Source organism: Micromonospora sp. NPDC004551 (assembly GCF_040609975.1).
In the GTDB taxonomy this organism is placed as follows: Bacteria; Actinomycetota; Actinomycetes; order Mycobacteriales; family Micromonosporaceae; genus Micromonospora.
The window spans coordinates 322613-335238 of record NZ_JBEXLM010000001.1 but is presented as its reverse complement, the minus strand read 5'-3'; the positions used below and the strand labels follow the sequence as shown (position 1 = coordinate 335238).

At 73.3% G+C, this 12626-nt stretch carries 9 protein-coding genes; 2 read left to right on the top strand and 7 right to left on the bottom strand.

The features are described from left to right. Nucleotides 1–96 precede the first annotated feature (96 nt). Together ABZW14_RS01635 and tmk are read right to left on the bottom strand one after the other, a co-directional pair. The gene (locus ABZW14_RS01635; protein WP_355338063.1) at nucleotides 97–1419 is read right to left on the bottom strand and encodes a DNA polymerase III subunit delta'; all 1323 of its coding nucleotides are present in this window, start codon (nucleotides 1417–1419) and stop codon (nucleotides 97–99) included. Then, complete coding sequence (gene tmk / locus ABZW14_RS01630) at nucleotides 1416–3518, bottom strand: dTMP kinase (RefSeq protein ID WP_355339364.1); 2103 nt, start codon at nucleotides 3516–3518, stop codon at nucleotides 1416–1418. Before tmk ends, ABZW14_RS01635 begins: the two co-directional genes overlap by 4 nt. Before the next feature lie 272 nt (nucleotides 3519–3790). Here tmk and ABZW14_RS01625 point away from each other — a divergent pair, with 272 nt between their 5' ends. Beyond that, on the top strand, nucleotides 3791–4999 hold the full coding sequence (locus ABZW14_RS01625) for an amino acid deaminase/aldolase (protein ID WP_355338060.1): 1209 nt from the start codon (nucleotides 3791–3793) through the stop codon (nucleotides 4997–4999). Between the two features lie 116 nt (nucleotides 5000–5115). Here the strand turns inward: ABZW14_RS01625 and ABZW14_RS01620 are convergent, their stop codons facing one another. Then, nucleotides 5116–5691: a TetR family transcriptional regulator gene (locus tag ABZW14_RS01620; RefSeq protein ID WP_154229631.1), complete on the bottom strand. Its 576-nt coding sequence runs from the start codon at nucleotides 5689–5691 to the stop codon at nucleotides 5116–5118. Nucleotides 5692–5918: 227 nt separating this feature from the next. On the opposite strand from ABZW14_RS01620, the gene ABZW14_RS01615 reads away from it, so the two are divergent. Further along, nucleotides 5919–7226 (top strand): D-arabinono-1,4-lactone oxidase, encoded by a 1308-nt coding sequence (locus tag ABZW14_RS01615; RefSeq protein ID WP_355338057.1) that lies wholly within the window; start codon nucleotides 5919–5921, stop codon nucleotides 7224–7226. A gap of 15 nt (nucleotides 7227–7241) precedes the next feature. On the opposite strand, the gene ABZW14_RS01610 is transcribed toward ABZW14_RS01615, so the two are convergent. The 4 genes from ABZW14_RS01610 to ABZW14_RS01595 all read right to left on the bottom strand — a co-directional run bounded on the left by ABZW14_RS01610 (nucleotide 7242) and on the right by ABZW14_RS01595 (nucleotide 12591). Next, complete coding sequence (locus ABZW14_RS01610) at nucleotides 7242–8195, bottom strand: DUF559 domain-containing protein (RefSeq protein ID WP_355338054.1); 954 nt, start codon at nucleotides 8193–8195, stop codon at nucleotides 7242–7244. Nucleotides 8196–8313: 118 nt separating this feature from the next. Next, nucleotides 8314–11139 carry a type I DNA topoisomerase gene (gene topA / locus ABZW14_RS01605; protein ID WP_355338051.1) on the bottom strand — a complete coding sequence of 942 codons (2826 nt, stop codon included), beginning with the start codon at nucleotides 11137–11139 and terminating at the stop codon, nucleotides 8314–8316. A gap of 313 nt (nucleotides 11140–11452) precedes the next feature. Continuing rightward, the gene (locus tag ABZW14_RS01600; RefSeq protein ID WP_355338048.1) at nucleotides 11453–12061 is read right to left on the bottom strand and encodes a hypothetical protein; all 609 of its coding nucleotides are present in this window, start codon (nucleotides 12059–12061) and stop codon (nucleotides 11453–11455) included. After that, nucleotides 12052–12591: a hypothetical protein gene (locus ABZW14_RS01595; RefSeq protein ID WP_355338045.1), complete on the bottom strand. Its 540-nt coding sequence runs from the start codon at nucleotides 12589–12591 to the stop codon at nucleotides 12052–12054. Before ABZW14_RS01595 ends, ABZW14_RS01600 begins: the two co-directional genes overlap by 10 nt. Between the last annotated feature and the right edge of the window lie 35 nt (nucleotides 12592–12626).

Sequence of the window (12626 nt, the reverse complement as noted above, 5' to 3'; positions counted from 1 at the left end):
CACTGAGCGTGCCGCCATGGTCACCGCGCGGCCACACCGGACCGTACCTCAGTCAACAAAGCCTGTCGATGCCCTGTGGACAACGTCGAAAGGTGGTCAGCCCCGCCACAGCGCGAGCATCATGGCCTCCACCGCGATCCGCGGCTTGACGTTCGCCTCGATCGCCGTCCGGCATTCCAGCACGGCCTCCAGCCGGCGCAGCGCCCCCTCGGCGTCCCACTTCTGCGCGCCGGCCCCGGCGAGCGCCGCGGTGTCGGTGTGCACGGGGGCGACCGGTGCCCGCAGCGCCATGGTGAGCGCGTCCCGGTAGAAGCCGGCCAGGTCGACCAGCGCCCGGTCGAGCGCGTCCCGCTGCGCCCGGGTGGCCCGCGACTTCTGCCGCCGCTCCAGGTCCTTGAGCTGCCCGGCGGCGCCCCGCATGGCCCCGGCCGCACCCCGGCCGGTGCCGCCCGCGCCGAGCGCGGTCTGGAGCGCGGCCTTCTCCGTCTCGTCGATCTCGGCGACCGCCGCGGCGGCCTCCGCCTCCGCCGCCTCGATCAGCGCCGAGGCGGCGTCGAACGCGGCACCGACCCCGGTCAGCCGGCGCGGCACGGCGAGCACGGCGTCGCGCCGCTGCCGGGCCTCCGGATCGCGGGCCAGCCGCCGGGCCCGGCCCACGTGCCCCTGCGCCGCCGCGGCGGCCCACTCGGCCACGTCGAGGGCGATGCCGTCCCGGCGTACGAGCACCTCGGCCACCGCGCCGGCCGGCGGCTGCCGCAGCGGCACGATCCGGCACCGCGACCGGATGGTCACCGAGATGTCGTCCGGGTGGGTGGAGGGGGCGCAGAGCAGGAAGACGGTACGCGGCGGCGGCTCCTCGACCGCCTTGAGCAGCGCGTTGCCGGCGGCCTCGGTGAGCCGGTCGGCGTCCTCGATGATGACCACCTGCCAGCGGCCGCCGGACGGCGTGCTGGCCGCCCGCAGCACCAGCGCGCGCATCTCGCTCACGCCGATGGAGAGCCCCTCGGGCACCACCAGCCGCACGTCGGCGTGCGTGCCGGCGAGGGTGGTGTGGCAGCCGGGGCAGTGACCGCAGCCGGTGCCGTGCACGCACTGGAGGGCGGCGGCGAAGGCGCGCGCGGCCACCGACCGGCCGGAACCGGGCGGCCCCGTGAAGATCCAGGCGTGGGTCATCCCGGCGCCCGGGTTGACGCCCTCGGCGCCCTGACGGGTGGCGTCGCCCGGCTCGTCGAACTCCTCGGCGAGCGCGTCGAGGTCGTCGTGCCCGCCGTCCGGGTCCGCTCCGCCGGCCGCCGGGGTGCCCGCCCGCGTCACCGCGGGCGCGGTGACACGCAGCAGGGCGGCGGCCGAGGCCGCGGCCCGCCGGAGCGTGGCCACCGCCTCGTCCTGCCCGACCAGGTCGGCGAAGACGTCGGTCATCGCTGGGGGCGTTCCATCGTCACCAGCTCCGCGTCGGATAACTCGGGCTGGACCGTGGTGTCGGGGCCCTGGGCCGGGCGCGGGTGCACGATGGCGGCCGGGTCGAGGAGGAACTCGTCCACCCGGCGGGCGACCGCCGCGGCGATCTCCTCGACCGGGCGGGACGCGTCGAGCACCAGGTAGCGCTTGGGGTCGGCGGCGGCCAGGTCGAGGAACGCGTACCGGACCCGCTCGTGGAACGCGAGCGACTCGGCCTCCAGCCGGTCGGCGCCCTGGTTGCGGGAGTCGACCCGGGACCGGCCGGTGTGCGGGTCGACGTCGAGGAGCACCACGAGGTCGGGCTTGAGCCCGCCGGTGGCCCACGAGGAGAGCCAGGAGACCTCCTGCACCGGCAGGGTCCGCCCGGCCCCCTGGTAGGCCAGCGACGAGTCGACGTACCGGTCGCTGACCACCACCGCGCCACGGACCAGCGCGGGCCGGACCACCGTGGCGACGTGGTGCGCCCGGTCGGCGGCGTAGAGCAGCGCCTCGGCGCGCGGCGACGGGGCATCGTCGTCGGAGGTCTCCAGCACCAGCGAGCGGATGCGCTCGCCGATGCCGGTGGCCCCCGGCTCCCGGGTGACCACGACGTCGCGGCCCTGCCCGCGCAGGCGCTCGGCGAGCGCGGTGAGCTGGGTGGACTTGCCGGCTCCCTCGCCGCCCTCGAAGACCACGAAGAGGCCGCTGGAGACGAAGGGCTCGGACGGCATGAGCGGGCGGCCCCGGATCGAACCCCAGAGGTCGGCCAGGACCGGTACGCCCTTCTTGTCGTCCATCTGGCCGAAGGCGCTGATCCCGGCGAAGATGCCGGCGGCGCCCGCGGCGAGCAGCAGCAGGCGGGTCGAGGAGACCGAGATGCCCAGGTCGGCGATGGTCAGCTGGCGGGAGCCGCCGACGCCGACCAGGAGGCTGCTCAGCGCGATGGCCAGGATCAGCACCAGCCGGGTGCCGATCTGCACCACCGCGAACACCCGGCCGCGGACCTCGTCGGCGACCTCGCCGCCGAGCAGCGTGGTGCCGGCCAGGAAGGCCATGCCGGCGCCCGCGCCGACCAGGACCGCGCCGAGCATCGCCATGGACAGGTGGATGGCGAAGGCGAGCACCAGCACCGAGGCACTGGCCAGCACGATGCTCATGCCGAACCAGCGGCGCCGGGACATGTCCCGGACGATCATCGGGCCGGCCCCGATGCCGATCGCCAGGCCGATGAAGATCGCGCCGAAGAGCAGGAAGAAGGCGGCGTCACCGGCGCCGAGCGAGGCGGCGAAGAACTTCGCCGTGCCGACCACGATGCCGCCGCCCGCGAAGGCGCCGAAGATGCCGAGCACCAGGCCGCGGACCAGTGGGGTCTGGCCGATGAACTTCCAGCCCTCGGCGAACTGGCGGACCATGGTCTGCTCGGCCTGCTCGCGCTCACCGCCCCGGCTCTGGCTGATCTCCTTGATCCCGAACGCCACGACCAGCGCGGTGGCCAGCCGGGAGAACGAGTTGACCCAGAGCGCGAGCTGGGCCGGCTCGGCCCAGTCGGGCAGGTCGCCTCCGACCAGCCCGCGCACGCTGCGGTCCAGCACGGCGGCCACGATCGCGGCGGCGATCGGCGTGATGCCGTACGTGGTGATGAGGGTGAGCTGGTTGGCCGTCTCCAGCCGGGTCCGCGGGATGAGGTTCGGGACCGCGGCCTCCTTGGCCGGGATCCACAGCAGGGTGACCGTCTCGATGAGGAAGGTGGCGATCGCCGCCCAGGTGACCACCAGGCCGCCGCTGGCGCCGGTGAGCGCGTAGAGCGGGATGGAGGCGAAGAGCACGAAGCGCAGCAGGTCGCAGATGACCATGGTCCAGCGCCGGTCGAACCGGTCGGCGAAGACGCCGGCCACCGGGCCGAGCACCAGCGCCGGGAGCAGCCGGATCGCGATCAGCGTGCCGAACGCGGCGCCCTTGGCGGTGCTGCCGGAGACCTGGGCGGCGGCGAAGACCGAGGTGGCGAGCAGGCCGAGCCAGTCGCCGAAGGAGGCGACGCCGAGCACGATCCACAGCCGCCGGAACGGCCGGATGCGCAGCACCGACCGGATGGCGGCGGCGCCGGAGCGGTCGGCCTGGGCCGCGGGCGACGACACGCCGGGCGACTCGCCGTTGTTCTGGCTTTCGATGGCCGTACCTCCACGTGCCGGCCCAGAGCTGGGCCCTCCCGGTGGAACACTCTAGTCGCGGCGAGATGCGTCCCCCTGCGCGACATTCGCCTGCTCGCCGAGCCTAGGCCGCCGGAACCACCGCCCGCAGCCCGGACAGACGCGAGGGTATTTCGCATTGGCGTCCAGACAGTTAGCGTGCAGACGTGGCCATCGACCGTGACAAACTTCGCGATCGCCTCGATCGGGCGACCGCCCACCTCGACCCGCCCTACGCGGTGATCGATCTCTCCGCCTTCGACGCGAACGCCGACGCGCTGGTCGCCCGTGCCGACGGCAAGCCGGTGCGGATCGCCAGCAAGTCGGTCCGGGTCCGGGAGCTGCTGACCCGGGCACTGGCCCGGCCCGGCTGGCGCGGCGTGATGGCGTTCACCCTCCCCGAGGCGCTCTGGCTGGCCCGCAGCGGCGTCAGCGACGACGTGCTGGTCGCCTATCCGACCGCCGACCGGCGGGCGCTCGCCGAACTGGCCGCCGACCCGGCGCTCGCCGACGCGGTCACCCTCATGGTCGACGACGCCGGGCAGCTCGACCTGGTCGACCAGGTCTGCCCGCCCGATCGCCGGCCGGCGCTGCGGGTCTGCCTCGAACTCGACGCCTCCTGGCGGCCCCTCGGCGGCCGGGTGCACGTCGGCGTGCGGCGATCCCCGGTGCACAGCGCCGGGGCGGCCGGCAGCCTCGCCGCCACCGTCGCCGGCCGGCCGGGCTTCCGGCTGGTCGGCCTCATGTCGTACGAGGCGCAGATCGCCGGCCTCGGTGACGCCCCGCCCGGTCAGGCGGTGCTCGGCACGGCCATCCGGGTCACCCAGCGGGGGTCGTACCGGGAACTGCTGGCCCGCCGGGCGGCCGCCGTCGCCGCGGTACGCGAGCACGCCGACCTGGAGTTCGTCAACGGTGGCGGCACCGGCAGCGTGGCCGCCACCAGCGCCGACCCCGCCGTCACCGAAGTCACCGCGGGCTCCGGCCTGTACGGGCCGACACTCTTCGACGCGTACCGTGCCTGGCGGCCGACCCCGGCGGCGTTCTTCGCCTGCGCGGTGGTCCGCCGCCCGGGGCCCGGGCTGGCCACGGTGCTCGGCGGTGGCTGGATCGCCTCGGGCCCGGCCGCCGACAGCCGGCTGCCCCGGCCGTGGCTGCCGGCCGGGCTCAAGCTGCTGGGCGCGGAGGGCGCGGGCGAGGTGCAGACCCCGCTGGCCGGCGACGTCGCCACCGCCCTGCGGATCGGCGACCGGGTGTGGTTCCGGCACGCGAAGGCCGGCGAGCTGTGCGAGCACGTCAACGAGGTGCATCTCGTCGACGGCGACAGCGTGGTGGCCACCGTGCCGACCTACCGGGGCGAGGGCCACGCGTTCCTCTAGAACGGTGACGGCGGGTCCCGGACATCTCGGGAACCCGCCGCTCGTCGTCTGCCTGGTCGCACCCCGGGCGCCGCACCGCTTCGTCACCGCCGGCACCAGGGGCGGTGACGCCCTGCTCAACTCTGTTGCACGGCCTCCGTCCGGGCGTCGACCTGCCGGTGCAGGTACTCCCGGATGAGCGCCTTGGCCTCGACCAGCACCCGCTCGTCGCCCTCGGTCTTCCGGCGGAACGCCAGCTTGATCAGGGAGTCGGCCGCCTCCACCGCGACCTCCAGATGGAACCGCAGGTCCGGCACGCCGGCCAGACCGAACCGTTCCGTGAGCACCCGGGCGAGCTGATCGGCGATCACCCCGTTGTTGTCCCGCTGCTCGTCCAGCAGGTGCAGGTCGACCACGTCGCCGAAGTGCAGGGTACGGAAACCGGGGACCGTGCGGTGCATCGAGATGTACTCGTCGATCGCCGCGTCGACCCCGTCCCACCAGTGGGTCAGGTCGGGCGAGGAGAACCGCTCGTCGAGCCGCTGGAGATAGGACTCCATCGTGCGCAGCGTCAGCGCCTGCACGATGGCCCGCTTGTCCGGAAAGAACTGGTAGACCGACCCGATCGCCACCTCGGCACGCTCGGCGAGAAGGGTCGTGGTCAAGCCCTCGTACCCCACCTCGTCGACGAGCTCGGCGCAGGCGTCCAGCATCCGCTGGACCCGCGCGACACTTCGACCCTGCACCGGTACCCGACGCAGCGGCCCGGTCGTGGCGGCTGGTGTGGACACTCGGCGCCACCCCCCTTCGACGGATGAACATATCTGCACGTCACGAGTCTGTGACTACCGGTACAACGAGCCGGGCTCGATTGCGGTATTTACCAGGTACAACGTTCCTGATATGAAGTCAGTTCATATTCACGTCGAGGAGCGTCCCCATGGCCGGCACGCCAGCCGCCTGGTCCAACTGGGCCGGCAACCAGCGCAGCACCGCCGCCCTGACGGTGCGCCCCCGCACCGTCGAGGAGGTCGTCGAGGCGGTCCGCCACGCCGCCGACACCGGCCGGACGATCCGGGCGGTGGGCAGCGGACACTCCTTCACCGGCACCGCCGTCGCCGACGGGCACCGGCTCGACCTCGCCGACCTGGACACCGGGGTCACCGTCGACCCCGCTCGCCGCCTGGTCACCGTACCGGCCGGGACGACCCTGCACACGCTCAACGACCTGCTCGCCCGCCACGGCCTGGCGCTGCCCAACCTCGGCGACATCGACGCGCAGACGGTCGCCGGCGCGCTCTCCACCGGCACCCACGGCACCGGCGGGAAACTCGGCTGCCTGTCCACCTTCGTCACCGCGCTGACCCTGGTCACCGGCACCGGCGAGGTGCTGCGCTGCTCCGCCGACGAGCACCGCGACGTGTTCGCCGCCGCGCGGGTCGGGCTCGGCGCCGTCGGCGTGCTGGTCGAGGTCACGCTGCGGTGCGTCGACGCCTTCGTGCTCCGCGCGCACGAGCGGCCGGCCGCGCTCGCCGCCGTGCTCAACGACCTGCCCGGCCTGGTCGAGCGGCACGACCACGCCGAGTTCTACTGGTTCCCCTATACCGACCGGGTGCAGGTCAAGGCCAACGACCGGGTGCCCGCCGACGACCGGCCGCTGCCCCGCTGGCGCGGCTGGCTGGACGACGAGTTCCTCTCCAACACCGTCTTCGCCGGGGCCTGCCGGCTCGGTCGCGCCGTGCCGGCCCTCGCACCCGGGATCAGCGCGATCTCCGCCCGGGCGCTCACCGAACGCACCTACACGGGCCGCTCCGACCGGGTCTTCTGCACCCCGCGCCGGGTCCGCTTCGTGGAGATGGAGTACGGCCTCCCGCGCGCCGCCCTGCCCACCGCCCTGACCGAACTGCGGCGGATCGTGGACGGGCTGCCGTTCAAGGTGCTATTCCCGGTCGAGGTGCGGTTCACCGCCGCCGACGACATCTGGCTCTCCCACGGCTACGGGCGGGACTCCGCGTACGTCGCCATCCACCAGTACGTGGGAATGCCGTACGAGCCGTACTTCCGGGCGTTCGAAAAGGTCGCCACCGAACTGGGCGGCCGCCCCCACTGGGGCAAGCTGCACTGGCGGGACGCGGAGTCGCTGGCTGCGGCGTACCCGAAGTTCGGAGACTTCCGGACGGTCCGCGACCGCCTGGACCCCGACCGCCGCTTCACGAATCCGTACCTGAACCAGGTCCTGGGCGAGTAACGCCTCCTCGATCCGTCAGCCGGGCCAGCCGGCGGCGCGCAGGGCGGCCTGTAGCTGGGCGACAACGCCTTCGGGGTCGGCACGAAGGGCCCAGGAGGGAAAACGGAGGACCCGGTCGCCCTCCACCCAGAGATCGTTCTGCCGACGCATGTCGGCCCAGGCGTGGGCGGGGTCGAGGTGCTGGCCACCGTCGACCTCGACATGCACCCGCCACTCCTCGAAGTACGCGTCCAGATACCGGCGCCGGCCGGCGGCATCCCGTCGGACCTGCTGGCGCGTCGGCTCCGGCAGCCCGGCCCGGCGAACCAGGCTCAACAGGTCCAGCTCGCCCAGCGAGTGCGCGCCGCCTGCGGCGTCCGTCGCGGTGGTCAGAATCAGCCGGCGCCGGCGGAGGCGCGGCATCCGGTCGACGACCTCGTGCAGGTCGTCACCGCCCACCAGCCGCTGCTGGAAGGCTGCCGCGACGATGGCCCGGGCCTGCCCGTCGCTGGGAGCCCACTGGGCCGCGTCGACGACCGCTCGGGCGGCGGCCGTCCGGGGTGGCTGCGCCACGGGCAGCACGTCCCGGTCCGGTAGGTGGCTCGTGCGGTGTGCCCGGACGCCCGTCGGCAGCGGGGCACGACGAACGGCTGCCGGAAGCAGCAGGTGCACCACACGGTCGGGGAACCCGCGCAGCCCGCCCGCGTGGGCGGCGGTGAGCCCACCGAGCAGCGCGGTGGGCCCGGCGGCCAGCACGGCGATCCACCGCAGCTGGACCGCACCGATCGGACCGTTGTGTGCGACCAGCACCGCCCGGTGCACCTGGCGCCAGCGACCGGTCACCACCCGGTGCCGGATCGCCTTGCGGGTCAGGTGCTCCCGCGCTTGCCCCAGGCCGATCACGTCGTCCTGTCGGAACAGCAACCAGCTCAGCTCGTCCGCGTCATCGCGCGGCATCGCCCGCCGCAACGCCGCCCAGGAAGTCTCCACCTGACCGACCCTGCCCGAGGCGCGCCCCTTCCCACCGCCCCTGTGGACAAAGAAAGATCTTGGAAGGAACCGGCCCCCATGAGGGCCCTTTCCTTCCAAGATCTCGAAGTGGAGCGACCTACTCCGACGACGTGGTGGCCTTCTTCGGGGCCGCCTTCTTCGCTGGGGCCTTCTTTGCCGTGGCCTTGGCTGTCGTGGTCTTCTTGGCGGCCGTGGACTTCGTCGCGGCAGCGGTCTTCTTGGCCGCCGTCGTCTTCTTGGCCGGGGCGGCCTTCTTCGCCGCCTTCTTCTTCGGCGCCGGACCCTTCGCCCGCTTCTCGGCGAGCATCTCGGAGGCTTCCTCCAGGGTCAGCGCCTCCGGGGTCTGCGCACGCCGCAGCGAGGCGTTGGTCTCCCCGTCCGTCACGTACGGGCCGAACCGCCCGTCCTTGATGACCAGCGGCTTCTCGGTGAGCGGGTCGTTGCCCATCTCCCGCAGCGGCGGCGCGGCGGCCCGGCGCTGGCGGGTCTTCGGGGCGGCCAGCAGGGCGAGCGCCTCGTCCAGCGTGACGGTGAACATCTTGTCTTCCGAGTCCAGCGAGCGGAACTCGTCACCGCGCTTGACGTACGGGCCGTAGCGGCCGTTGTTGGCGAGCACCTCGTTGCCCTCGGGGTCGGTGCCGATGAGCCGGGGCAGGCTGAGCAGCTGCAACGCCTGATCGAAGGTGAGGCTGTCCGGCGACTGCGAGCGCAGCAGCGAGGACTTCCGCTCGCCGCTGGCCACGTACGGGCCGAACCGGCCGGACTTGAGCAGGATCGGCTCGCCGGTGGCCGGGTCGTCGCCGAGCTTGCGCTCGCCCCCGCCGCCGAGGAACAGCTCGTGCACCTTCTCCGGGGTCAGCTCGTCGGGGGCCAGCCCCTCGGGGATCGGCGCCCGGTCGCCCTGGCCGCCACCCTCCTCGCCCTCCGCGGGCGGCGTGGGCTGCTCGCCCGGCATCGCCCGCTGGAGGTACGGCCCGTAGCGGCCGACCCGGACGACGACCTCGCGCCCGTCCTCGTCGGTGAAGAGCGGGATCGAGTTGACGCTGCGGGCGTCGATCTCGCTGAGGTTCTCGGTGACCAGCTTTTTCAGCCCGCCCGCGTGAGCGATGGCCTGGTCGCCGGTGCCGTTGGCGCTGCCGAAGTAGAACGAGGTGAGGAAGTCGACCGCGGCGTGGTCACCGCCGGCGATCTCGTCCAGCTCGTTCTCCATGCTGGCCGTGAAGTCGTAGTCGATGAGGCGCGGGTAGTGCCGCTCCAGCAGCCCGATCACGGCGAACGCCAGGAACGACGGGATCATGGCCTGGCCGCGCTTGGAGACGTACCCGCGGTCCTGGATGGTCTGCATGATCGACGCGTACGTCGACGGGCGGCCGATGCCGAGCTCCTCCAGCGCCTTGACCAGCGACGCCTCGGTGTAGCGGGCGGGCGGCTGGGTGTGGTGGCCCTGGGCGGCCAGCTCGTCGGCGGTGAGCGGCTGGTCCTTGGTGAGGGTGGGCAGCCGCCGCTCGGCGTCCTCGGCCTCGGCGTTCTCGTCGTCGCTCGACTCGACGTACGCGCGCAGGAAGCCGGGGTCGGTGATGGTCTTGCCGGTCGCGCCGAAGTCGACCTCCTCGCTCGTGGAGGAGATCGCGCGGATGCGCACCGAGACGCTGGAGCCGACCGCGTCGGTCATCTGCGAGGCGATGGTGCGCCGCCAGATCAGCTCGTAGAGCTTGAACTCCTCGGCGGACAGCTCCTTGGCCACCTCGCCCGGGGTGCGGAAGTTGTCCCCCGCCGGGCGGATCGCCTCGTGCGCCTCCTGCGCGTTCTTCACCTTGCCGGTGTAGCGGCGCGGCTCCGGCGGCACGCTGCGCTCGCCGTACAGCTCGACGATCTGCCGGCGGGCCGCCGAGATGGCGGTCTCCGACAGGTTCACCGAGTCGGTACGCATGTAGGTGATGTAGCCGTTCTCGTAGAGCCGCTGCGCGGTGCGCATCGTCTGCTGCGACGAGAACCGCAGCTTGCGGGCCGCCTCCTGCTGGAGGGTCGAGGTGATGAACGGCGCGTACGGGCGGCGGCGGTAGGGCTTCTCCTCAACCCGGGTGACCGTGAACGGCCGACCGTCCAGCCGCGCGGCCAGCCCCCGGGCCCCGCTCTCGTCGAGGTGCACCACGCCCGCGCCGGCCCGGACCCGGCCCGTGGTGGGCTCGAAGTCCTTGCCGGTGGCGATCCGGTCGCCGTCCAGCGCGATCAGGGTGGCGTTGAAGGTGCGCGGCCCCTCGCCGGGGTTCGCGACCGCCAGGGTGGCCAGGATGTCCCAGTACTCGGCGGTGCGGAACGCCATCCGCTGCCGCTCCCGCTCGACCACGATCCGGGTCGCCACGGACTGCACCCGGCCGGCGGACAGGCCGCTGCGGACCTTGCGCCAGAGCACCGGGGAGACCTCGTAGCCGTAGAGCCGGTCGAGGATGCGCCGGGCTTCCTGGGCGTCGACCAGGTCTCGGTCGATCTCCCGAGGGTTGGCCACCGCGGCCTGGATGGCCGGCTTGGTGATCTCGTGGAAGACCATCCGCTTGACCGGCACCTTGGGCTTCAGCGTCTCCACGAGGTGCCAGGCGATCGCCTCGCCCTCGCGGTCCTCGTCGGTGGCGAGGAAGATCTCGTCCACCTCCTTGGCCAGCGACTTCAGCTTGGTGATCTGCTTGCGTCGGTCGGCGGAGACCACGTAGAGGGCGGCGAAGCCGTTGTCCACGTCCACGCCGAGCCGGGCCCAGGGCTTGTCCTCGTAGGCGGCCGGGATCTCGGCGGCGTTGCGGGGCAGGTCCCGGACGTGGCCGAAGCTGGCCTCCACGACGTACCCCGGGCCGAGGTAGCCCGAGATCGTCTTGGCCTTCGCCGGTGACTCGACGATGACCAGACGGGTGGTTCCAGCGTTGCTCGGCACGTCTCTCCCCGACCTCACTCCTACTCAATGCCCGCTTCGGGGCGTGTTGCACCCTGCCGGACCATCGGCGGTCCGGATGTCCAACGTAACGCGCCGTCCGCGTTCCGGGTTTCGTGGGCGGCAAATGATCAGGTGGCGTCGACCATCGGCCGGCACCCCGCCGGACGGCGCCACCGTACACCGTGGGTAGGGCGCCGAGCGGGTCACTGTGACGATCACGCACCCACGGCGGAGGGGACACCGGTCGTTTTCCTGCGCAAACATCCGCACGGTGTGTCCCGGATCGGACAGCCGGCGGGGTTGCGCCGGAGGGTCAGCCGTGCGTCCCCGGCCACTCGGCCGCCGGCACGGCGCGGGGCCGGTCCCCCACCAGCTCCGCCAGCCGGGCCACCCGCCGGCCGGTGAGCCGGTACGCCGGCCCGCCCTCGTCCGCCTCCACGAACGCGGCCGGGAGCCCCACCGCGGCCAGCGCGGCGCGCACCGGCGGCCAGCACTCCTCGTCGGCCGGGCCGAGCCGGAGCCGGAACCCGGCCGGATCGGCCGCACCGGCGGCGGCCAGCCAGAGCCGCAGCCGCCGCCCGTTGAGGTGGAACGCGGCGGGGGGTCGCTTGACCGCCCCCCGCAGCCAGGCAACGGCGAGCGGGGACAGCGTGGTGGCGTACGCGGTGCGCACCAGGTGCCGCCCGTCCCCGGTCGGCTCCCAGCTCGCCGGGATCCCCCGGGCACCCAGCTCGGCCACCAGCACGTGCACCCGCCAGGCGGCGTCCACCACCACGGAGACCCGGGCCGTCCCGCCCATCCGGACCACCTCACCGGGCCCGGCGAGCAGGCCGGCGAGGTCCGCCAGCGACGGATCGGCCGCCTCGGTGGAGAACAGCGAGGGCTGGCGGGCCGGGTTCGGGGAGGGAGGGGTCAGCGACACTCCGGGACCTCGTCGAAGGCCTCTTTCAGCTCGGGTGAGTTGAGCCGGCTGGTGTCCAGCGCGCTCGCGTCGTACTCCTTGTTGAGCGTGTCCACGGCGGCCCGCACCCCGTCGTAGAACGGTCCGGCCTGGGCCGTGTCCAGCCGGTCGATCGTGTCCCGGGCCCGCCCGTACGCGTCCCGCACCTTGCTGAGCGAGGCGCGGAACCCGGCGGAGACCTCGTCACCGTGATCGGTGTCCGGCACGCCGGCCTCCTCGACCTTGCGCCGGGCCGTCTCGCTGGCCTGCTCGGCCCCGGCGAAGAGGCGGACCAGGTTCTCCTTGGCCTGCGCGGGAGTGGTCTGCGCGGTCATCTGCTGCTGGGTGCTGCTCGTCAGCTTGTTGATCTCGGCGCGCCACGGGCTAAGCGCCTGGCAGACCGACGCGGCCCAGGCCTGCGGGCTGGGGCCGCCGCACCCGGCGACCACGAGAACCAGCGTGGCCAGGACCACCGTGAGCTTTCCGGCGGTTGCCGCCCGGCGCGTACGCATGCGTTGCAGCGTACGACCTCGCGGTGGAAGTGCCA

Bases quoted from the DNA above. Each gene is read 5' to 3' on its own strand.
- ABZW14_RS01635 (WP_355338063.1), bottom strand. From the start codon at position 1,419: ATGACCGACGTCTTCGCCGACCTGGTCGGGCAGGACGAGGCGGTGGCC.
- ABZW14_RS01620 (WP_154229631.1), bottom strand. From the start codon at position 5,691: ATGCTGGACGCCTGCGCCGAGCTCGTCGACGAGGTGGGGTACGAGGGC.
- ABZW14_RS01615 (WP_355338057.1), top strand. From the start codon at position 5,919: ATGGCCGGCACGCCAGCCGCCTGGTCCAACTGGGCCGGCAACCAGCGC.
- ABZW14_RS01595 (WP_355338045.1), bottom strand. From the start codon at position 12,591: ATGCGTACGCGCCGGGCGGCAACCGCCGGAAAGCTCACGGTGGTCCTG.